The following is a 21,724-nucleotide window of genomic DNA, read 5'->3' as shown; positions in this document are numbered from 1 at the left end:
ATAACTGTGAATAAAGAAAGGTTAAGGGTAAAGGGTGAATGAATTACGAGTTTGTCGTTTTTTCTTATTGTACACCTGGATCGAGCTTATTTTAGCGTTAGTTATTTCTCTCTATTTACCGGGGAAGAGATTTGGTAAAATAATTCCGGCTTTCATTGCAGTTTGTGAATTAAATCCCACAACCCATGACACATAATGACTTGAAACTCATCAACCCGCAAGTTAGAAAACATGCAGTAAAATTGTAAAGACAAGCTGGTGTGACGGTCGCGATCGCGCACCAATGAACCGGAGGAGGGGCGGGGGGTCTCTGGGGGGATGGATCCGCGACGCCCGTGGCCCCCACCGCCCCAGATGCATCGGTTTGCGGAAAAGGTGGGTGCCCTCCCGCCCTCCATCCCTGTAGATGGAACATGCAGTGCTTCAGAAGGGTAAATTGTTGTGTAAACTAAACAATATGTCGATTATCTTTACGGATCAACTCAGCAAAATCTATCCAGTCCCGATCAAAGAACCGGGACTCACCGGCACCCTGCGCCATTTTTTTCGCCGGAACTATCGCCAAGTGGAAGCGGTTAAATCTGTCAGCTTTGCGATCGAATCCGGGGAAGTGGTGGGTTTTTTAGGCCCGAATGGGGCGGGGAAAACCACCACCTTAAAAATGCTCACCGGCTTGATTCACCCCTCGCGCGGCGTAGTGGAAGTGGCGGGTCACGTCCCCTATCGCCGACAAGAACCATTCTTGCAAAAAATCACTTTAGTGATGGGACAAAAGCAACAGCTCATCTGGGATTTACCGGCGATTGATTCGTTAAGAATTAATGGGGCGGTTTATGGAATTCCAGATAAAGAATGTCGCCGCCGCATCGGCGAATTGAGCGAAATGCTTTCCCTGCAACCCCAACTCAAACAACCGGTGCGAAAACTGTCTTTGGGACAGCGAATGAAAGCAGAATTAATGGCAGCATTGTTGCACAATCCGCAGGTTTTGTTTCTCGACGAACCCACTTTGGGTTTGGATGTCAACGCCCAGGCGGGAGTACGAGAATTTTTGCGGGAGTACAATCAGCACACTGGGGCGACGATTTTGCTCACCAGTCATTACATGGCGGATATTACCGCCCTGTGCGATCGCGTGATTTTGATTTATGCCGGCGAGTTGATTTATGATGGTCGTTTAGCCGGCTTGCTCGATCGCTTTGCCCCCTATCGCGAGGTGCAACTGGAACTGACTCACCCAGTCGCCGATGAAGCCAAACTACGCCAGCAGGTTTCTACCTATGGTGAAGTAGAATCCATCGAGGGTCAGTCCCTGCGCTTGCTGGTACGGCGCGACTCCCTCACCGCCACGGTCAGTCAGATTTTAGCACAGTTAGATATTCTAGATTTGACCGTCACCGATCCGCCCATCGAAGAAGTCATCGGTCGCGTATTTCAAGCCGGTGCGATCGGGTAATGTCCTCGTCGTCGGGTGGGCATTGCCCATCGAATACAAACGATTCGCACATCAATTAAAATCCTATCATGCCTCGATTTTTGAAAATTGCCAAAACCCTGCTTTCGGTTTATTACGCCTACCTGGTGGAATATCGTGCCGAACTTTTATTTTGGTTGCTCTCTGGTTCATTGCCATTTATTCTCATGGGCATCTGGATCGAAGCCTCCCAGGCGGGTCAGTTTGCCTTAGAACCGGTGCAATTTGCGCGCTATTTTTTTGCCGCATTTCTGGTGCGACAATTTACGGTGGTATGGGTGATTTGGGAGTTTGAAAAAGAAGTGGTGCAAGGAAAGCTTTCTCCTAAATTACTGCAACCCATCGATCCGGTATGGCATCATTTTGCTACCCATGTCGCCGAACGATTTGCCCGGTTGCCCTTTGTTATCGGGCTGATTTTATTGTTTTTTGCCCTGTACCCCGAGGCATTTTGGGTGCCGAGTCTGGGGCAAGTTTTACTGTGTTGTGTGGTGGTGGCGATCGCGTTTGTGTTGCGGTTTGTGATTCAATACACCTTTGCCTTGTTTTCGTTTTGGATAGAACGCGCTGTGGCGATCGAACAGTTTTGGATGTTATTTTACTTGTTTCTTTCCGGAATGGTTGCTCCCCTGGAAGTCTTCCCCGAACCGGTGCGCCAAGTGGTGCAATGGACCCCCTTTCCCTATCTGATTCATTTTCCAGCGGCGTTGTTAGTTGGATTGCCCGTTGATGCGGTCCGCAGTGTGGCAGTGATGCTGGGTTGGACGGGAATATTTTTAGTCATTAATCGTTGGTTGTGGCGTCGCGGTTTGCGACAGTATTCCGGGATGGGCGCGTAGGAAAATCCGGGGGATATTCCTTCTCGCCCGGTGCTTTCAGGGTTCTTTCCACCGGATTTACTTCCCCCCGGCAAAACCAATTCCACGAACATCGAAATCGGGGATTAAACTTGCAATTTCATCGGCAAAATTACGGTAAAAGTAGACCCCACATTGACTTCCGATTCTACCTGAATTCTGCCTTGCAAAAGTTTGACTAATCGCGAGACAATGGCAAGTCCCAATCCGGTTGTGTTCCGATTGAACCAGCATCGAGGCGATCGCATCGAGATTGTCCCGAATTTTTTTGGGTTTCAGCCAAATGATAGATTTTAATGATTTGATTTTGGCGATTGATTTTGATAAAATTTGGGAAATTTTGATAAAGTTGGGGAGCGTGAGGCGGCTGCAGTGTCGGGGCGGATTTCCTGTAGGAAAACCCCGGGTGGTCTTCGTTGTCCCTTTCCCTAAGAAACGCTCAATTGGAGGCGAACCGATTCTGGAAATGAAACGATACCTACAGACCTTAATCTTGTTTTGGAGTGCGGCGATCGCGGCGGAACTGGAATACCGCGTCAACTTCTTGTTAGCGGCACTTAGCAGTTTGGGCAATCTAGCCGGCAGTTGGTTTGCCTTGTTTTTATTCTACCGCCAAAATTATAACTTTGCCGGCTGGCAATGGGAAGAAGCCTTAATCGTTCTCGGCATTTTTACCCTGCTGCAAGGTATTTCCGCCACCTTCCTGGTTCCCAACCTCAACCGCATCGTGCGTCACGTGGAAGAAGGCACCCTAGACTTCGTACTCTTGAAACCGATTAGTTCGCAATTTTGGCTCTCGGCGCGCACCGTTTCCCCTTGGGGATTGCCAGATTTTCTGTTGGGTTTGGCGGTAATTGGTTATGCCGGCACCCGACTGAACTTGCATGCACGGGATTATCTGGTGAGTGCGATTCCCCTGCTGTGCGGCATCATCAGCCTCTACAGTCTGTGGTTTATCCTGGGGGCAACCAGTATTTGGTTTGTCAAGATATATAACGTAACCGAAGTGCTGCGCGGCTTGCTCGAAGCCGGTCGATTTCCGATGGTGGCTTATCCAGCGGCTTATCGCTTCTTCTTCACCTTTATCGTTCCCGTGGCATTTTTGACCACCATCCCCGCCCAGGCGATGTTGGGGCGCATCGAATGGGTGTGGATGCTGGCGGCGTTTTTGCTGGCGATCGCCTTGCTTTGCGCTTCGATGGCATTCTGGCGCTTCGCCCTGCGCTTCTACACCAGCGCTTCGAGCTAGCATTGTGCCGCGCCTCACCCGCGCCTAACTCGGCGGCGATCGGGGAAAAACTGGAGCGCCGCCGCGAATCTCTATCTAAAGACTGACGCGATCGGGGCACTCTTGCGATATACACTAAGATAACAACCGGACTTTCGCACCTAAATTACGGGTAGGGTGGCAAACTCGAACGCTACCCTACAGGTCACTTTCAATGGGACGATTTGCGGAAGTCCCAACCAAATCAAACCAACTGGGGTAGAGTATGGAAACGAAAAAACTGGGAAATACCGATGTCACTTTGAGTGCGATTGGATTGGGCGGGATGCCGATGTCATTGAGCAGCCGCCCCCCGGAGTCGCAAGCGATCGCGGTGATTCATCGCGCACTCGACCTCGGCGTGAGACACATCGATACCGCAGATTCCTACTGCAAAGATGAATCGGACAAGCACCATAACGAACGCTTAATCGCCAAAGCACTGCAGCAGTATTCCGGCGATACCAGCCAGGTCATTGTTGCCACAAAAGGCGGTCTGATGCGACCGAATGGCAACTGGGTTCGCAACGGCAACCCAGACCATTTGCGCCAAACCATTCAAGAGAGTTTCCAGGCCCTCGGCGGCGAAAAATCCATCGACCTGTGGCAATACCACGCAGCAGATCCGAATTACGCGATCGAAGACTCCCTCGCCCCGGCAAAAGAAGCCCTAGAAGCGGGCAAAATTCGCTACATTGGTCTGTCTAATTTTTCCGTCGAACAAATTCAAACCGCCCGCAAATTTGTCGAAATCGTCTCGGTGCAAAATCAGTACAATCCCTGGCATCGACTACCCGAATCTAACGGCGTTCTCGAATACTGCGAAAAAGAAGGACTCACCTTTTTTCCCTGGAGTCCCCTCGGCGGTTCCAGTCGCGTCAGCAAACTGTCCGATATTCGCATCCTCCAACAACTTTCCCAGGAAAAAGGTTTCTCCGTTTATTGTATCGTCTTGGCTTGGTTGCGCGCCAAATCTCCCTGTATCCTTCCCATCCCCGGCGCAAGCAAAATTTCCAGCATCGAAGACTCGGTGCGGGCCGTAGAATTGCAACTTTCCCCGGACGATGTGCGACGCATTGAAGAGGGTATTTAATCCGCAATACCGGGCAAAAGATAACCCAAGGGGGAATCACCCTAGGGGAAATTAATCTCATGTCCGATCGCTGGTTAATTAAAGCGGGCGATTTCAATCGCCCATTTGCGATCGGCTTTTTCTCACCGCTTTAAGCTGTGGGAATTTCTTCGATATAGGCTTGCGCTTGTAGCTTGATTTGCCCTTTTTTAACCTCCAGGTTTTCCAGTTGCAGGGAAATGCCAGATAACTCGAAGGTGCGGAGGTTGAGAATGTCATCGGATTTCTCCACCAATGCGGCGGTGAGTTCTGGGGAAAGTTCCCGTTTGTCCCCATAAGAAATATCCGTCAGGGTTGCGCCGTGATTATTCGATCGCACCTGGGGCACTGCGGTAAAGGCGACGGGCTTGCTTTCTCCGGTTTCGCGCACCCAGACATTACAACTCAGGTGTATTTTACCCTTTCCCGGTAACGTAAAATCTACCTTTTGAATGTCCAGGGTTTTCGGTTCTCCATCAATTGTTACCCGCAACTTTTGCAGTTTTTGGTGGATGTAATCCGAGGCAAAAGCACGGGTGATATCCCGTTCGGTGAGGATAACGCGAAGCTGTGCCGCTGTGGGTTCTTCCAGTTCGATGTTCCCGATCGCAGCGCGCATGGCGTTAATGGAAATCGCCTCGGTTTCTACTTCCATTTTCTCCATCCGCAGGTCTTGTTTCATCACCAAGCCTTCACCTAATATTTCTACTGTTTCCACTTGACCGGAAACAATCTTGCCCGGATCGCACTGCACTTCTACGTTCAAGTCTTCTACTTCAGTCAAACTGCTGGCCAGTCCCATTTCTGCCGCTTTGCTGACTGCTTTTTCGTGCATTTTGTTGTTCGTATTTTTCATGGTTTAAATTTGAGGATTGTTTACCGCTGAGTGTGGTAGGTTTACCCACCCTCTATTCCTGAAAAAACCCCCCGTTTCGAGTGGAAACCGAGGGGATGGAGTTGCCTAACTCAGCAGAATGAATTGCTGTATTTGATTTCCTTAGTCGGTTACGGAATAAACTTCGCGCGCGTACATCATCGGTCGGCGATCGAATTCTGCTTCTAGCTCTCTTCGCAGCTCAAAATCCCACAGGTCAACATCGAATTCTCGTTCGATATCTGCCATCACGAAGGGACGAAGCACGCCGGTCACTACCACATCATCGCCGGCATTAATCATCTTTCCGGTGTCAGAATTGAGGACGAGCAGTTCGTCGCCTTGAAAGAATTCTTCATCCTCGAGTCGAAAGGCATTAATGCTAAAATATTCGTCGATTTCCCCGCGCACTGCAATCGTTTTGCCGTAGAATAATTGCGGATTCTCTCGGATGTCGTCCGGTTCCGGCGCTAACGCAACGGATTGGGCAATCACTACCGGTTTGTTCTCGAATTCTACATACAAGTCGGGATCCCAAAAGTCCCAGCCAAATTCTCTCTCGAGTTCGGCGGCGCGAAACAAGCGCACTTGACCGGTGACTTGAATGGGTATTTCTTCATCGTCGGCAAAGTTCATCGGTTCTCCCGCTGCATTCAGCACCAGCACTTTGTCACCGCCGATCAACTCATCGGTTTCTTGGATAACGAACGAATTGCGATCGATAATGTCTTCTACATTTCCCCGCAGGGTGACGCTTTCACCGACGTATTGTGTCGGGGAGTCGGATACTTCTTCGATTTCGGCGTTTTGCTTCAGCATCGGATTGGCTTGGGCTACATTGGTTTTCCCATAACCGGGCACAAATAAAGCAGATGCTACGGCTAAGGCGATCGCACCGGTACCGAAACCAACGCCACGGTTTACCAATTTTTTCTCTGTGAATACGTTTAGCATTAGAGATTTTCCTCCTAACTCATATCATTTTCCGGACTGCTGCACTAGCAGTCGCTCTATATTTAAGCGTGTTTCTTGCTTTTTTATTTTGTTTAAATCATCGAGCTTGCGTTATATTTCTAGGATAACCCCACCGGAGAATATTCGCCTCTATCTAGGGAGTAGTTCTCGGGGTGAGGACGGGAAATCAGTTGCACCGGATTCATTCCCCAAAGCGCGATCGGCTCGAGCAAATCGGCTTCAGCAATGAGTGCAATCCCTTACCGGGCAACTGGAAACCCGGGATTTTATCCGCCATCCCCCAGTTTCGATTGGCTCTCAAAGTTGCCCTAGGATAACTGGCAAGGGGATTTAATTATTCCGCAGCCGGATAGATGCCTTCTGCCACTAATACGGGTTGATTCTCGTATTCCGCTTCTAGCTGCCGCTGCATGTCTAAATCCCAATCTAAACTGTATTCTCGCTCCAGATCGGCGATAATGAATGGACGCACTTCTCCGGTGACTACTACTTTGTCCCCATCTTGGACGATTTCTCCGGTTTTTGCATTTAAAACTAGCAAGTCTTCGCCGCCAAATTCGTCATTTTCCAGGGTAAAGGTATTCACGCCCATCTCTTCCGAAACTTCCCCTTCGATGGAGAGGTCTTCACCGTAGTAAACGCGGGGATTTTCGGTGATTTCCTCTGGTTTTGGGGATAAGACAATGGAAGTGGCCACAATCGCGGGTTGCCCTTCATATTCCACGTAATAATCCGCATCTAAATCCCAATCAAATTCTCGCTCGATCTCCGCGACTTGAAATTCTCTAACTTCACCCGTAACTTGCACGTCGATATCTTCCTGGGGAAGTGAAATCACATCTCCGGTGGCATTCAACACCAGAATATTTTCGCCGCCGAAAAAGCGTTCGTCATCGATTAAAAACGAGTTTGGATATTCGTTGGTTTCTTCGATTTCGCCGCGCATGGTGATAGTTTCCCCGAGATATTCGCTCGTGGATTCGGAAACTTCTTCTGCTGGGATGGTTTGTTTCATCCGAGGCGTGGCGGCTTCCACTTCGCTTTTGCTGTAACCGGGCATCAGTGACGCGGCGCAAAGCGCTAAGGCGATCGCCCCAGTGCGGATGCCGAAGTCGGTTAAATGGGTGTTGCTTTTAAATTGGTTATTCATGTTAAATTTTCTTCCTTACTCTACATTCCGATCGCTTTTTTATTCTTCTCTACAACAGAATAGCGAGCGATAACTGTTCATCTCCCTTTATCTTAGCCCAAATGAAAGGGCGATCGCCTCTGCCTTTAGATGAGCGATCGCCTCTTACTGGAGTAATATTTAACTGCATCTCTTCAAAGGGGCACTTGCCAAGGGAAAAAATCCTAGGCCGAATATTCGTGGAGAAGTAACCCCCATTGAAGAGAGATTGTGCCAATTTTTCCCAAATTTAACGCTTAATCTGGTGGGTCAGCCGTTTTTTGTCGCTTCCGCCTCCAAATTGCCTTTCCAGGTCATCGGTAAGGGTGCAAATGAGTTTGCTCCCCCACTGACCCTTTCAATTAATGACCGAGGACTAATGACAAATGACCAAGGACTAATGACCAACGACCAATGACCAATCAATTATTTAGCGCTGGGATAGACTCCTTCGGCAACAAAGACCGGGCGATCGCTAAATTCAGCTTCTAGCTGTTCTTGCACGTCTAAATCCCAAGTTAATTCGTATTCTCGTTCCAAGTCAGCCAACACGAATGTACGCAATTCACCGGTGAGGACAACCTCTTCGCCTGCTTGCAGGGGTTGTCCCGCACCCACATTGACGATCGCCAGATTTTCTTCCTCGAGGGTAAATACATTCGGACCGACAATTTCTGCGATTTCACCCTCCACCGCCAGGGGTTGGTCGTAAAACTGGGCGGGATTTTCGACTATCTCTTCCGGTTCTGGGGCTAATACGATAGACTGGGCGATAATGGTGGGTTTGCCTTCCCAGTCGGAGTACATCCCTGCATCCCAATCAATGCCCAATTCATTTTCCATATCACCGCGTGCTAAGTTGCGAACCTCGCCGGTAACTTGCACTTCAATCTCGTCATCTTCGGGAAGCACAAAGGGGTATTCCGTGGCATTGATGACGAGAATTTCTTCACCGCCAAACAAGGTGTCGTCGTCCATTAAAAAGGAAGTGGGATAATCTCCCGTGTCTTCCACATCTCCTCGGATGCTCACGGTTTGACCGATGAGTTGCTCAGCAGATTGGGCGACTTCTTCTTGCGTCACGTTGGATTCTTCGGCATTTTCGTAAGTTTCTGGCTCTTGCTGGTTACAAGCGGGCAACAGCATTGCCATCAATGCTAGGGCGATCGCGCTGGTGCGAAACCCTCCGATGCGAGGCAGACCGTTTTTTCGAGAGAATCGGTTTAACATATTTTAAGTTCCTCCGTATTAAAATTCAGTCTGGCAAACGATCGCGCTTTTTTGGAGCGCCCATCGCCAGTGCCACTGATGTCTGATGTCGAATAAGTTGCCTCGTGCCATCAATCAGCACAAGGTTTAACTGCTATTCTATATTCTCATTGTAGACACAGGGATGCCGCGATCGCCTCTGTCGATGGAGTAGCCTCTCCTCTACCTAAAGAGGTATTTTTGCAGGGGCAGACAGGGGAACCCGGGCGGAAAGAGGCTCTCCCTCGGGGTTCCTCGCCTGATGGGCGTTTTGTATAGAGAGCAACCAATTGCATGGCTGGGTGATATCCTACGAAGGAAAGATGATGAAAAACAATCACCCATCGAACCATTCTATGCCACAATATTTCGGAAAACTTCCAAGCAGCCCACAGCCCTGGAACGGTCTGGATGCAGTACAATCGGTACAGCCGTCTGGTCGCCAGATTTATTTTGACTGTGGCGGCCCGCAAGTGGCGATCGCAGTGCTGGCACCGAATTTAGTGCGCGTGCGAATGTCCCCCACCGGGGAATTCATGCCCCGTCGGTCTTGGGCCGTCACCTTACCAGACGAAGCATGGCCCGAAACCGACTTTACCCTGGAGCAAACCGCCGATGTCGCCACTCTCCAAACCGCCCGAATGGAGGTTGGCATCAATCTGAACCCGCCTCGGATTACCTGTCGCAACCCTCAAGGTCAACCGTTCGCCGCCGATACGGAGGCGGGGATGCGCTGGCGCATGGGAGCGATCGCCTGCGCGAAGCACATCGAAGCGGAAGAACACTTCTATGGGTTCGGGGAACGCACGGGACTGCTGGACAAACGCTCGAAAGTGGCCACAAACTGGACTACCGATGCCCTGGATTATGGCGTCCTCACCGATGAAATGTACCAAGCCATTCCGTTCTTTATGGCCTTGCGTCCGAATGTGGGATATGGTATATTTCTCAATTCCCCCTTTTGGAGTCAATTCGATATCGGTGCGGCACAAGCAGGGGTCTCGAGTATGGAAACCCGCGCCGATGAACTGGATTACTATATTATCTACGGCCCGGAACCGGAACGGATTCTCGCTACTTATACCGAGCTGACGGGACGAATGCCGATGCCGCCGAAATGGGCGCTGGGCTATCATCAGTGTCGCTGGAGTTATGACTCCCAAGCGGAAGTGCTGCAGTTGGCGCGGGAGTTTCGCGATCGCCGCATTCCCTGTGATGTCATTCATCTGGATATCGACTACATGCGCGGCTATCGCGTCTTTACCTGGAGTCCGTTTCGCTTTCCAGATCCGGCGGAAACCCTCGCGCAACTGCAACGCAATGGCTTCCATACGGTGGCGATCGTGGACCCGGGGGTGAAGTACGAACCGGAAGCGGATTATCCCGCGTTCGACGCGGGATGTGCGGGGGATTATTTCGTCCGCAAAGCCGATGGGCAACTGTTTCACGGCTATGTCTGGCCGGATAAAGCCCTGTTTCCCGATTTTCTCCGCCGGGATGTGAGACACTGGTGGGGGGAGTGCCACAAATCTCTCACCGATGTGGGCGTGGCGGGGATTTGGAATGATATGAACGAACCGGCAATCGCCGATCGCCCGTTTGGCGATAATGGCGAGAAAATTTCTTTCCCCCTGGATGCCCCCCAAGGCCCGCCGGAGGAACGTACCACTCACGCGGAAGTCCATAACCTCTACGGTCACATGATGGCAAAATCCTGTTATGAAGGGTTGCGGCGACACCGCCCGGAAAAACGCTCGTTTGTGCTGACGCGATCGGGCTTTGCCGGCATTCAGCGCTGGTCTTCGGTATGGATGGGGGACAATCAATCCTTGTGGGAACATCTGGAAATGTCGCTGCCGATGTTATGCAATATGGGCCTTTCTGGCGTGCCGTTTGTGGGCTGCGATATCGGCGGGTTTGCGGGCAATGCAACGGCGGAATTGTTCGCGCGCTGGATGCAGGTGGGTATGCTTTATCCCCTGATGCGCGCCCATTCGGCTTTGGGTACGGAACGTCACGAACCTTGGTGCTTCGGCGAGGCGCAAGAACGTATCTGTCGCGAGTATATCGAATTGCGCTATCGCCTGCTACCCTATATTTACAGCTTGTTCTGGGAATCGGCTACCTCTGGGGCACCGATTTTGCGCCCCCTGCTTTATCATTTTCCCCGCGATCGCCAAACTTACACCCTCCACGACCAAGTGATGCTCGGTCCGTTTTTGATGGCGGCTCCCGTTTACCGTCCCGGGGTCACCTGTCGGGCGGTGTATTTGCCCGCCGGGGTGTGGTACGATTGGTGGACGGGGGAGCTTCACAAAGGCCCGGGCTATATCTTGGCCGCTGCTCCCCTGAACCGTATGCCGCTTTACGTGAGTGCTGGGGCGATAATTCCAATGGCTCCGGTGATGCAGTATGCAAACGAACGCCCCCTGGATGCTCTTCGGATCCGCATTTGGCCGATAACTGGCCCGGAAACTCTGCACAAAACCTTTGTCCTTTACGAGGATGACGGTGACAGTTTTGCCTACGAACAAGGCGATCGCTCTACCATCACCTATTCAGTCACCCAAGACGAACGACAACTGGTGGTGGAGATTTCTGCCCGGGATGGCAACTGGATACCGCCAAAGCGTGAGATAATCATCGAAGCGATCGGCATCGGCGAACAACGGTTTGCAGACGATGGCTCCCCCCGTCAGCTTCGGTTTATCCCCTGACGGTTTCCCTGACGGTTTCCCCCAAGGCGGGGACAAGGGCAAGGGTTCTCCTTCACCCTTTCCCCCCTCTTGCCGCATTCCTCGCCACAGTGCGATCGCTTTTCCCCTATCGTCGATCCCCTGAATTCCAATCCCATGTCTCAATTGATTGCCACTATCCCGGTGTCTTCCCAACTCGAGGCGATCGCGCGTCTCGTGCAAGCTCTGCCCATTAAAAAGTTTAAGCTCGACCCCAGCAAAAAGTTGGGGACTTATGTGGAGGGGTTCGTGGATATGGTCAATGCCTCAGAAACCCGCAAATTGTTGCACACTGCAATTGTCGATCGCGAGGCGATCGGAGTGAGTCAATTGTTAACCCTCCTTTGGCAACAAGTAGAAGCGGATTTCGATCGGTTGCCGACCAAAACCTTTCGAATCGATCCCCTACATCCATTTCATCAATCGGCTACCTTATTTATCGAAGAAGTTTATGTGGAATTAAACGATGTAATTTCTCTGATTCATCGCTTAGAACCGCAACTGCAGGTGATTGAAACTCTGATTTTACAGGCTCTATCTCAGTGCATCGCTCTCAAACAACAGCAGATTTCTACCCCGGAAAACGCACTTGCTTCCCCGAGGGAAACTCTGCCGGAATTATTGGGCAAAAAAGCTGAGGTGGCTCGCGCTACCCCTATCCGGGAACGGGCGATCGCTGCATTGCTCGACTCCGAGGCTCTGGCAGAATTTTCCCCGCTTTTAACCCCGCAGGTTCGCGCTGTGGTGGATTGCAAAACCGCTGCCTCTTGGTGGATCGCGAACGAACCCCGCATTTTTAGAGCCATTTTACTGCAGATTAATCACGCCTTGGATGAGGTTGTGTTTTCCCAATCTGCTATCTCCCATTCTGCGGATTAATGGGCGATAATTCTCAAAAAAAATACCCACCAATGTAGGGGCGGGTTGACAGCAAGTTTCTAGATTGGGGATGAACTTTCCTGAACCTGCCCCTCTATTCCCCCCCCCACGGAAAACTCCCTATTTTGACTCTACCGGGTTGGCAACCGCTCTAGGGCGATCGCTCCCACCACTGCTTTAGCTATTACCCCGCTAACGCCGGTTGCCAGCGATCGCAGTATCCGCGATTGGCTAACTGTTCGATTTCAGTCACGATAAACACTTTTTTCTGCATGGGGCAGGTTTTCGTTCCTCTGTGTTTACAAGTTTGACAATTTTGCATTCCTCAAAGCGTGCCGTTTGGCACTCGACTACAATTCTCACACTTTCTAGATTAACAAAGATTCCTACCTTTTTCTGTGTTACCTACGCTACGGTAAGGTAAATTGAAATATTTTTTTACACTTTTCTCAGTCTTCTTTCACCGCTGTTGCCTCCCTTGCATGGGTTTACCGCTTTGAGGCGGTGGAGTCTTCCACTCCCTTGCCGGAAAGCGAGCTACAATTAACAATTAACAATTAACAATTAATAATTAACAATTAAATCTCGAAAGTCTCCCCCCGGGGCGGATTGCAAGTTAAATACTGACAACCGTTAATGTTTAACTTTTCGATTCTCAATTCTCAATTCTCAATGCTCAATTTTCCCCGCAAAGCGGGTGGGCAATGTCCCGCCGAAGCGGATAGAATAAAAATAAATACAATTTTCTCTTGCATTGGCGATCGCGAGACATCCCTCAATCGAATCGGTGGTGGCGAACCTGCATTCCTCGACCCTCGCACTGGGGGGCGATCGCGGTAGTCACCATAATTTACACAATAATTGCAGGGATTTATCGCAAAAAAGCTCCGATTGACAAGGGGTGTAGAATTCTACAAGATTGCAAACCTTTGCAATTTTCTGTGGTTGGCTTGCAGAGTTTTCGGGAAGGTGGCACCTGCTGTGGTGCCAGGGATGGCGGGGGTGCTGCGTTCGCGCCAAGCCAGCGTGCCAGGGAAAAACGGCTGTGAGTGCGATCGCGATCGCACCGGATGCCCCGGATCCGTCACCTCAACTTTCCGATTTCGATCGCCAGATTGTCTGGTAGCGATCGCCTAGCCGTATTAACACTTATCACCCGCTACTACCGATCGCGATCGCTTCAATTTTCAGCCAAATCGGAGAAAGTAGAATTAGCAATTTCAATCGCACAGATGAACTCAAATGTTTAATGCAACCGCACTGTTAATGAATTCATTCGTTCCCCGACTGCAGTCAGGATATCGGCGAACCTATGGGGGTTACAAGTCGCACTATTCAGAGATTATCGCCTGGGCAGGAGGCATGGCTCTAGAAAACATTGCCAACAGCGATGCCCTTTATCATAATGTGGAACATACCATTTTCGTCACCTTAGTCGGACAAGAAATCTTGCGCGGAAAGCATATCCGCGAAGGGGGCGTTTCCTGCGAAGATTGGCTGCACTTTATTATTTCCCTATTGTGCCACGATATTGGGTATGTCAAAGGCGTTTGTCAGCAAGACATACCGACGGAAGGATTGTATGCCACGGGACGCGAAGGCATGAGGGTGTCCCTGCCTCGCGGGGCTACGGATGCCAGTTTGACGCCTTATCACGTCGATCGCGGAAAACAGTTTATCCAAGAACGCTTTGGCGGTCACGGACTGATCGATGCGGAACAAATCAAGCGCAATATCGAACTCACTCGGTTTCCCGTCCCCAATGATAAAGACCATCAAGACACGATAAACTACCCCGGGTTAGTTCGCGCTGCAGATTTAATCGGTCAGTTGAGCGATCCGCGCTACTTGCAAAAAATCGCCGCCTTATTTTATGAATTTGAAGAAACGGGTCAAAATCAAGCCTTAAACTACCGCACTCCCGCAGATTTGCGTCACAATTATCCCAAATTTTTCTGGGGCGTGGTTTATCCTTACATCGAAGATGCCATCAAATATTTAGAGCTGACCCAACAAGGAAAGCAAGTTATCGCCAACTTAACGGCAAATGTATTCCGGGTAGAACACGAACATAGTTACAGCGCGATCGCCTAGGGCGTCGGGGTCGTAGCGGTTTCCCGCGTTGCTACCCGGGGGGTGGCTAACGCGGGTTTTTATTGCAGTTACAGGAACGCAGAGGAAATCGATGGTAAACCAGGAGAGATTCGCAGAAAACACCACCATCGCGATCGTTATGGGGGTATCCGGTTCCGGGAAAACCACAGTGGGCCAGACTTTGGCAGCGCAATTGAATTGGCAATTTAAGGATGCGGATGATTTTCATCCCCCCGAGAACCGAGAGAAAATGAGTCGGGGAATCCCGTTAAATGATGCCGATCGCCAACCCTGGTTGCGGGCAATGCGTCAGGCGATCGCCACCGCCATCGCACAAGGGCAAAACCTGGTGCTGAGTTGTTCCGCCCTCAAAGCTGCCCATCGCCAAACCCTAGCCGATGATTGGGATGCGCTCAAGTGGATTTACTTGCAAGGGTCGTTTGAACTCATCCAGGCCAGAATGAATCAGCGCCAGAATCATTTTATGCCCGCCGAATTGCTCCAAAGTCAATTCGACACCCTAGAACCCCCCGATCCGCAAGCGGCGCTTTATGTGGATGCTGCCTTACCCGTGACGGCGATCGTGCAAGAAATTATCGCCAATGCGATCGACATTCCCTAGACTGGGCAATGCCCACCATTTCCCTACCCCGGGGTATGCGATGCGATCGCCAGGGGTGATATAATCATCGGTGAAACACAATGCGATCGCGCGGGCAGCCTCGTTAAGCAATATGCGCATTGCACATAAGCCCTGCCTGACGCCACGGCTTCATTGTACCCGATGCCCATTTTTTTGTCAACCCCTTGCCACAATTTAACCGCGAGGGCGGGGGAGGAGTGGGGGGAGTGGGAAAGACGCGCCGGGAGAAAAGGGGCGATCGCGGCGATCGGCTCAGAGCAGGTTTCTATCAAAAGAAAGATGACATGCAAGCCGGGTTTTGATGAAATATTAACAGGCACTTGTTGAGCGTTTAATGGCTCACCTTAATAGAAAAGTCCATTTTCATCGGCTTTATCGTTCCGGTGGCGATGGATTTTTCGCATATTTTGTTTTGCAAACATAGGAGACCGAATTTATGGATTTTTTCTCTAAAGATGAACTTAAAAACTTGATAGAAAACACTCAAACCCCTTGCGTGTCGATTTACATGCCCACTCCCAAGCGCGGGTCAGAAACGCAGCAAAGTCCGATTCGCTTCAAAAACTTGATGACAGAGGTAGAGCAGAAATTAGACGCGATCGGGATTCGGGTTTCCGATGCGATGGAATGGCTACAGCCCGTCAAGGATCTGGATACCCCCGACTTTTGGGAGCACCAAGAGCATGGGTTGGCAATTTTTGCATCTCCCGATCGCTTTGTTTACTATCGGGTGCCATTGGAGGTGGAAGAACTAGCGGTGGTGGGCGATCGCTTCCATCTCAAGCCCCTGATGCCCCTGCTGACCAAAAACGGACGCTTCTTTATCTTGGCACTGAGCCAACATAACGTGCGACTGCTAGAAGCAACCCAGTATAACGTCCGGGAAATGCATGTGGAAGATGTGCCGGAGAGTCTGGAAGAAGCGCTGCTGTATGACGAAACAGCTAAATCCGGTCAGTTCCGATTTTTCACCTCCCGAGGCGGAACCCGCAATCCCGCGCAGGAAAGGGTGTCCCACGGACAAGGAAGCCCCGATCGCGATAAATTCCAACGGGATATCGCGCAATATTTCCACCAAGTCAATGAGGCGATCGCGCAAAAGCTGCACGATGAAGACGCGCCCTTGGTATTAGCCGGCGACGAGTCGATCTTGCCGATTTACCACGAAGCGAACAGCTATTCCCACTTGCTGGAAAAAGGCATTGCAGGCAATCCGAAATTGCTCAAACCGGAAGAACTGCAAAAATGGGCCTGGCAGGTGGTACAGCCGGAATTCGAGCAGGCTTATCACGAGGCGGTGAGCAAGTATGAAGAATTAGTCGGTTCCCCCGAGAACCACGAAGCGTTTAGCCAACTGCAAGACATCGTGCCGGCGGCATATTACAAACGGCTGGATTCCTTGTTTGTGGCGGTGGACCGACATCAATGGGGACAGTTCGACCCGAATACCAATACCGTGGACATCCACGAGTCACCCCAACCCAATGACGAAGACCTGTTAGATTTCGCGGCAGTTTATACCTTCTTGAATGGGGGAACGGTTTATGCCGAACCGCGCGATCGGGTTCCCGGGAATGCACCGGTAGCGGCGATCGCCCGCTATAGTGTGGCGGCTGCCCAGTAGCAGAATCGGGCGATCGCGATCGCAATAACCAGAGATAGGGGGACGGCAATGCCGTGCCCCTAAAACATTTGGGGGATGTGCAATTGAAGAACTGACGAGGTTTTTTTGTCCGGCAGTGGCTTGTAGGGACGGGAACGGGGATATTACGTGCGCCACAAGGATGCGATCGGGAAGGGGGAGGAAATATGGGCATTGCGCGAGGCACGCAGGGTGAGGATGGGGTCGGGCGAACTCCGTAGATTCGATTCGGGTTGATTTTCCCACCCCGGGATTAAATTCTCAATTTTCAATTTTCAATTTTGCCGCAGGTGAAAGAATGGGTCGGGGGTGGGGGTCGTGGATGAAACGAGATCGCATAATTTCCTCCATAATAAAGGCATTTGCATTTCTAAATTTTCACCCGGAGGTTAGCCGTGACGCAGAACAATCTTAAATTCTACGATCCGCAAAAGCGACCTTGGCCCAATCCGCGCTTAGATCGCGGGAGCATCATCGGACATACCACCGCGTCTAGCGTGCGCCTGTGGTTCCGGGTTTCCGAGGCGGGGAGGTACTGGTTGGTGGTGTCTCGGGATCCGATTCCCACCCAGGGGATGCCGGATGTGGTGCGGGAGAACAACCGCGAGGAGTGCCGAGTCACGTCATCCAGGGGTCAGGTGCCCGGGACGCAACCTTCGGAAACTGGGGACGGAAGGGCGATCGCCACAGCCACAGAAAGTCCGATTCCCCTACAGATCGACCGCGATCGCGACCTAACGGTGGTGGTGGATATCGAGGATTTGCAATCCGATACCCGGTACTACTACGCTTTGTTTCAGCCCAACCGCGAGATGCCCTGGGAATTGGGCCATGAAGAGCCACTGTCATTTAGAACCTTTCCAGAGCAAGCCACAGCCGTCAACTTTGGCATTTACAGTTGCCACATGCCCTATGAAGGACACAAAATCGCGCAGATGGAGATGTGGGATGCCTTTTACCGAGAACTGTGCGCCGCCGATGCGCGATTCATCCTCGCCACGGGAGATCAGGTGTATGTAGATGGGGAAAAAGAGCTGAGTATTTGGGAATGGCTGCGACAGAACCGACATCGCAATCCCGATCGCGCGCAGATGGTGGATTGGTATCGAGATATATACCGGGGATACTGGGGGTTTTCTGCCCTCCAGAAAGTGTATCGCCGCTTTCCCACCTATATGATTTGGGACGACCACGATATCGTGGATGGGTGGGGGTCTTATACGCCGAAAGAACTGGCCGGCTTGCTCGATCGCTCTTGGGAACTGCGGAATTTAAACGAACAGTTGCGTTTGGCGGGAGAAATGTTCGAGGCGGCCAAACAGGTGTATGAAGAATATCAACATTCCCACAATCCGCCTACAGACTCCGAGGCCAACCAGTTTGACTATTCCCTTAATTACGGCAGGTATGCCTTTTACATTTTGGACATGCGCGGGCATCATAACTATAACCGAGCCGAACTCCGCAGCCTGGGTGTGGAGCAATGGATGCGGTTTGAAGCGTGGTTGAACCAACAATATAACGATCCGCCTCGGATATTGTTTATCATCTCCCCAGTGCCAGTGGTTCATTTCAACAGCTTTGCGATTAACGAAATCGACTTGTCTTTTATGGGATATCAAGACGATCAGCGCGATCACTGGGAACATCGAAGCAACTGGGACGAACGCAATAAACTGCTGAGTTTGGTGTTTCGGTGGTCGCAACAGACCCAGGGGAAGGTGATTTTTATCAGCGGTGACGTTCACGTTGGGGCAGCGTTTAAAATCTCTCATCCCGATTCTCCCGGGGCGAGAGTTTTCCAGCTTACCTCCAGTGGGATTACTTATGCGGATCTCAGTCCCTTCGCTCGCCGGGTGTTGGAATTCGGGGTGCAAAAAGACGGGGTACTCGGCGATCGCAAAGGCAATGTTCCCTATCGCGTCCGCAATTTAGCCCTCTGCCGGCATTATAATTTCGGCATCGTCCGCCTCGCGGACAAAGACAATGGCGATGTGGGGGTGATTTACGATTTGTTTGGGGGCAAACACGATCGCCACGGTACTTTTGAGGTGTACAAAACTCGTCTGGATTTGGATGCCATTTCCTAGGGTGGGGGAGTCCTATAGATGAGAAACCGGGTTGGTTCAGAAAAACTGTCCGAATGAGCCACTTCTGAGCGCGAGAAACCCGGTTTCTGGTCTTCTCTGTCTAAGACGCCGCTGTTTTCAGCGCCTCGAGCAGTTGTAAGGGCAAATTGAGTTGATTGAGAGTTGTGCGTTCCTCCCCTTTTGAACTCGGCCCGTGATAGTCGCTCCCGCCGGTTATCAATAAATTATATTCAGCGCATAAGCGTTTTAAATGTGCCACTTGGAAGGGGGTATGAGTGGGATGATACACTTCCACCCCCATTAACCCCGCCTCTACCATTTCTGCCAAAACGGTTTCGATGTCGCCGCCTCGGAAGAGATAGGGATGCGCCCAGACGGGAATTGCGCCGCAATTGCGTAACAAGGCAATGCCTTCCTGGATGGAGAATTTCTCGTAATGCACGTAGGCGCTTTTCCCCTCGCCGATCCAGCGATCGAAGGCTTCTTGGGGGGTTTGCACGTAGCCGGCTTTCACCATTGCGGCGGCAATATGGGGGCGTCCGGGGGCCATCCCGCCTTGCATTTCCGGCAATTCGATGGGATATCCCAACTCGGCGAGCTTTTCGACCATTTGGGTAGCGCGGCGAAACCGTCCCGCTCGGGCGTCGCGCAAGGGGGAGTCGAGGCGCTGGCGATCGGGATAGAATCCCAGGATATGCAGGGAACAGCCATTGTGGACGGTACTGAGTTCCAGTCCCGGGACGATTTCTAGGGGATAGGGGGCGGCGGCGGCGATCGCTTCGTCCCACCCCGACACCGTGTCGTGGTCCGTGATGGCTAAGGCGCGCACGCCGGCACCCACGGCTCGTTCCACGAGTTGCGTCGGCGTGAGGGTTCCGTCGGAATAGGTGGTGTGGCAGTGTAGTTCTAGCATAATTGTTTTGACCTGTATTTGCGAATCGGATGAGCGAGTTGTTTATAGATCATTGTAATCTGCTGCGAATCCACCCACATTCTGCCGGTTTATTTCTATTCTCCATACATTGGGGGGCTTTAAAAACTTGAACGATTTTCCCCCTCAGCGTTATTGCCCCAAATATGCAATTCTAAATGTTTTCAGCAGTTATACCATTTTTCCATAGGGCGGGCGCGGGTGGGGTTCTCCCTAGCCCCCGTCAGAGACGCGATAAATCGAGGGTTCTACCCGAGGGGATCCGTGCATCATCTCGAGTTAGCTGTTCGCCATTGAATTGGGTTACGGTCGTTCTTGAGCGGTTTGCGCGATGGCGATGGCCACCCGCTTAACGGTCAGAGTAGGGTCTTGAGTAGCGGCTCAACCCTAGTCAATTCGCGATCGCCCTATCTGACTTGCGAAATGTAAGATCAATTTGCGGCACGAAGACTTTTTTCACAGGTGCAGCCAATAGCTCCCGTGCCACTTGGGAGAATTGAGAGCATTCGATTGCGGTGGGATGGCCCGCTCAGGGGTTTTTTACCAGTTTTTCATGGGGTTTTAGGGAAGAGCGACGACGGAACAAAAAGAGTTGAGCTTCTCGAGGCCAAAAACTAATCTGGGGCACGTTACCTACAATTAACAACCAGCGTCCTTCTTCTAATTCGAGCAATTTCCATCGGTCGGTTTTTTTGCGCGGTAAAATCCACAGTTTTCCTTCCGGGTCGCGATGGAGATTAAATCCGAGAGTTTTGGCTTGAGTTAACAGAGAATTTGTCATAAATGTTACCTTCTGGTTGAGTACAACAAACCAGGATGCTGTTACGTTTGCGATCGGAGCCGCGATCGCCTAGGAATCCCGAGCAAAATTGTGCCAATCGAATTCCTTTGACTCTCTGGCATTATTGTGAATCCAGGGCAGCAATTTCGTCAACCCTCGATCGGGGTATTGTGCGGCTAATATGACATCGGTCTTGCCAAACCGTCACCCAGGGGCAGAGGGGAGGTTGTCATCTTGGGTGCCGCCCATTTTTCTGCGGGAATCTGGGGTTTACGTTATGGGCGAGCGGGTTTTAAATAAATTTTGTTTATAAGCTAAAATAAAGTTAAAGGGAGGAGAAAAAACCCTTGCCATTCCGGGGATTCCTTTGTGGTGCAAGCAGGGGTAGGGGCAAGACATCGAAACCCCGATTCAATTTCCGGAAGTCGGGTGGGTTCCGGTGGGTTCGTGCCCACCGCTAAACGTATAGTTATTGCGGGAGCAAATCGGCACTCGAGAAGGGTTTTTTTCGCCTTCCAATTGAGAACGAGTAAGTGAATAATCCGATGGCCAAACTCCTTAAGTCAAGGCTCCCGCTTTCCGTTCGATTAAAGAGTGTAAACCCAAGGTTAAAACGATGAAAATTTTATTAGCGATCGCCACTGTGGCATTGATTACTCCTCTATCCCTGCGTGGGGTTGCACGTCCCGGCAACAGTTCCCAAGAATTTTTTGAACGGGGACAGGAAGAATTCGAGCGCGAAATTCAAACCATTGCCGAAACAGATCCCATTGACGGGGCGATTTTAATTATTGACGAGTCGGTATTTCCCGAAGGAATGGAACATTTGTTAGAGGGAGAAGGGGAGGAAAGCGACGTGGAATCGAGCCAGCCGGTTTTCCCGAGGAATGACTGGGATTTTCGTCAGTTCGACTTTTAAGAGATTGGCTCGGTTCTTGCTGGGGACTGTTAATCG

At 51.1% G+C, this 21,724-nt stretch carries 23 protein-coding genes; 15 read left to right on the top strand and 8 right to left on the bottom strand.

All coding sequences use genetic code 11. From position 1 onward, the window contains the following. Nucleotides 1-152 precede the first annotated feature (152 nt). Nucleotides 153-398, bottom strand: coding sequence for a hypothetical protein (locus LKK83_RS09460; RefSeq protein WP_324630835.1), 246 nt, complete (start codon nt 396-398; stop codon nt 153-155). Nucleotides 399-457: 59 nt separating this feature from the next. On the opposite strand from LKK83_RS09460, the gene LKK83_RS09455 reads away from it, so the two are divergent. After that, nucleotides 458-1,456 carry an ABC transporter ATP-binding protein gene (locus LKK83_RS09455; RefSeq protein WP_324630834.1) on the top strand — a complete coding sequence of 333 codons (999 nt, stop codon included), beginning with the start codon at nt 458-460 and terminating at the stop codon, nt 1,454-1,456. 68 nt (nt 1,457-1,524) lie between these two features. Then, nucleotides 1,525-2,313 (top strand): ABC transporter permease, encoded by a 789-nt coding sequence (locus tag LKK83_RS09450; protein WP_324630833.1) that lies wholly within the window; start codon nt 1,525-1,527, stop codon nt 2,311-2,313. Between the two features lie 104 nt (nt 2,314-2,417). Here LKK83_RS09450 and LKK83_RS09445 read toward each other — a convergent pair whose 3' ends face one another. Further along, a complete protein-coding gene (locus LKK83_RS09445) occupies nt 2,418-2,537 on the bottom strand; it encodes an ATP-binding protein (protein ID WP_324630832.1) in 120 nt (39 codons plus the stop codon). Between the two features lie 260 nt (nt 2,538-2,797). Here LKK83_RS09445 and LKK83_RS09440 point away from each other — a divergent pair, with 260 nt between their 5' ends. Then, complete coding sequence (locus tag LKK83_RS09440; protein ID WP_324630831.1) at nt 2,798-3,580, top strand: ABC transporter permease; 783 nt, start codon at nt 2,798-2,800, stop codon at nt 3,578-3,580. A gap of 244 nt (nt 3,581-3,824) precedes the next feature. Next, nucleotides 3,825-4,691, top strand: coding sequence for an aldo/keto reductase (locus tag LKK83_RS09435; RefSeq protein ID WP_324630830.1), 867 nt, complete (start codon nt 3,825-3,827; stop codon nt 4,689-4,691). 130 nt (nt 4,692-4,821) lie between these two features. Here LKK83_RS09435 and LKK83_RS09430 read toward each other — a convergent pair whose 3' ends face one another. Together LKK83_RS09430 and LKK83_RS09425 are read right to left on the bottom strand one after the other, a co-directional pair. Continuing rightward, nucleotides 4,822-5,565 (bottom strand): LmeA family phospholipid-binding protein, encoded by a 744-nt coding sequence (locus tag LKK83_RS09430; protein ID WP_324630829.1) that lies wholly within the window; start codon nt 5,563-5,565, stop codon nt 4,822-4,824. Nucleotides 5,566-5,706: 141 nt separating this feature from the next. Beyond that, entirely contained in the window at nt 5,707-6,537 is an 831-nt protein-coding gene (locus LKK83_RS09425) for a hypothetical protein (protein WP_324630828.1), read from the bottom strand. A gap of 173 nt (nt 6,538-6,710) precedes the next feature. On the opposite strand from LKK83_RS09425, the gene LKK83_RS09420 reads away from it, so the two are divergent. Further along, nucleotides 6,711-6,875, top strand: coding sequence for a hypothetical protein (locus LKK83_RS09420; protein ID WP_324630826.1), 165 nt, complete (start codon nt 6,711-6,713; stop codon nt 6,873-6,875). A 17-nt stretch (nt 6,876-6,892) separates the two neighbouring features. Here the strand turns inward: LKK83_RS09420 and LKK83_RS09415 are convergent, their stop codons facing one another. Continuing rightward, the gene (locus tag LKK83_RS09415; RefSeq protein ID WP_324630825.1) at nt 6,893-7,708 is read right to left on the bottom strand and encodes a hypothetical protein; all 816 of its coding nucleotides are present in this window, start codon (nt 7,706-7,708) and stop codon (nt 6,893-6,895) included. Nucleotides 7,709-8,152: 444 nt separating this feature from the next. Beyond that, a complete protein-coding gene (locus LKK83_RS09410) occupies nt 8,153-8,956 on the bottom strand; it encodes a hypothetical protein (protein WP_324630824.1) in 804 nt (267 codons plus the stop codon). 374 nt (nt 8,957-9,330) lie between these two features. Here LKK83_RS09410 and LKK83_RS09405 point away from each other — a divergent pair, with 374 nt between their 5' ends. The 9 genes from LKK83_RS09405 to LKK83_RS09365 all read left to right on the top strand — a co-directional run bounded on the left by LKK83_RS09405 (nt 9,331) and on the right by LKK83_RS09365 (nt 19,057). After that, nucleotides 9,331-11,691 (top strand): glycoside hydrolase family 31 protein, encoded by a 2,361-nt coding sequence (locus LKK83_RS09405; protein ID WP_324630823.1) that lies wholly within the window; start codon nt 9,331-9,333, stop codon nt 11,689-11,691. Nucleotides 11,692-11,826: 135 nt separating this feature from the next. Beyond that, nucleotides 11,827-12,588: a hypothetical protein gene (locus tag LKK83_RS09400; protein WP_324630822.1), complete on the top strand. Its 762-nt coding sequence runs from the start codon at nt 11,827-11,829 to the stop codon at nt 12,586-12,588. Nucleotides 12,589-13,260: 672 nt separating this feature from the next. Beyond that, a complete protein-coding gene (locus LKK83_RS09395; protein ID WP_324630821.1) occupies nt 13,261-13,428 on the top strand; it encodes a hypothetical protein in 168 nt (55 codons plus the stop codon). Between the two features lie 129 nt (nt 13,429-13,557). Beyond that, nucleotides 13,558-13,725, top strand: a complete 168-nt coding sequence (locus LKK83_RS09390) for a hypothetical protein (RefSeq protein ID WP_324630820.1) — start codon at nt 13,558-13,560, stop codon at nt 13,723-13,725. Between the two features lie 105 nt (nt 13,726-13,830). Beyond that, entirely contained in the window at nt 13,831-14,682 is an 852-nt protein-coding gene (locus tag LKK83_RS09385) for an Npun_R2479 family HD domain-containing metalloprotein (protein ID WP_324630819.1), read from the top strand. Between the two features lie 91 nt (nt 14,683-14,773). Then, nucleotides 14,774-15,304, top strand: coding sequence for a gluconokinase (locus LKK83_RS09380; RefSeq protein WP_324630818.1), 531 nt, complete (start codon nt 14,774-14,776; stop codon nt 15,302-15,304). Between the two features lie 185 nt (nt 15,305-15,489). After that, complete coding sequence (locus LKK83_RS09375) at nt 15,490-15,627, top strand: hypothetical protein (RefSeq protein WP_324630817.1); 138 nt, start codon at nt 15,490-15,492, stop codon at nt 15,625-15,627. A gap of 134 nt (nt 15,628-15,761) precedes the next feature. Continuing rightward, the gene (locus LKK83_RS09370) at nt 15,762-16,949 is read left to right on the top strand and encodes a baeRF7 domain-containing protein (protein WP_324630816.1); all 1,188 of its coding nucleotides are present in this window, start codon (nt 15,762-15,764) and stop codon (nt 16,947-16,949) included. Nucleotides 16,950-17,362: 413 nt separating this feature from the next. Continuing rightward, nucleotides 17,363-19,057: an alkaline phosphatase D family protein gene (locus LKK83_RS09365; protein WP_324630815.1), complete on the top strand. Its 1,695-nt coding sequence runs from the start codon at nt 17,363-17,365 to the stop codon at nt 19,055-19,057. Nucleotides 19,058-19,157: 100 nt separating this feature from the next. Here LKK83_RS09365 and LKK83_RS09360 read toward each other — a convergent pair whose 3' ends face one another. Both LKK83_RS09360 and LKK83_RS09355 read right to left on the bottom strand, forming a co-directional pair. Then, the gene (locus tag LKK83_RS09360) at nt 19,158-19,970 is read right to left on the bottom strand and encodes a PHP domain-containing protein (protein ID WP_324630814.1); all 813 of its coding nucleotides are present in this window, start codon (nt 19,968-19,970) and stop codon (nt 19,158-19,160) included. Nucleotides 19,971-20,517: 547 nt separating this feature from the next. Then, nucleotides 20,518-20,769: a hypothetical protein gene (locus LKK83_RS09355; protein ID WP_324630813.1), complete on the bottom strand. Its 252-nt coding sequence runs from the start codon at nt 20,767-20,769 to the stop codon at nt 20,518-20,520. A 616-nt stretch (nt 20,770-21,385) separates the two neighbouring features. Between LKK83_RS09355 and LKK83_RS09350 the strand changes: the two genes are divergently transcribed. Further along, nucleotides 21,386-21,688, top strand: a complete 303-nt coding sequence (locus LKK83_RS09350) for a hypothetical protein (RefSeq protein WP_324630812.1) — start codon at nt 21,386-21,388, stop codon at nt 21,686-21,688. Nucleotides 21,689-21,724: the final 36 nt, after the last annotated feature.

Source organism: Phormidium sp. CCY1219 (genome assembly GCF_035615515.1).
Lineage (GTDB): Bacteria > Cyanobacteriota > Cyanobacteriia > Cyanobacteriales > Laspinemataceae > CCY1219.
The sequence above is the reverse complement of the archived record's forward strand: the minus strand, read 5'-3'. Positions and strand labels throughout refer to the sequence as shown.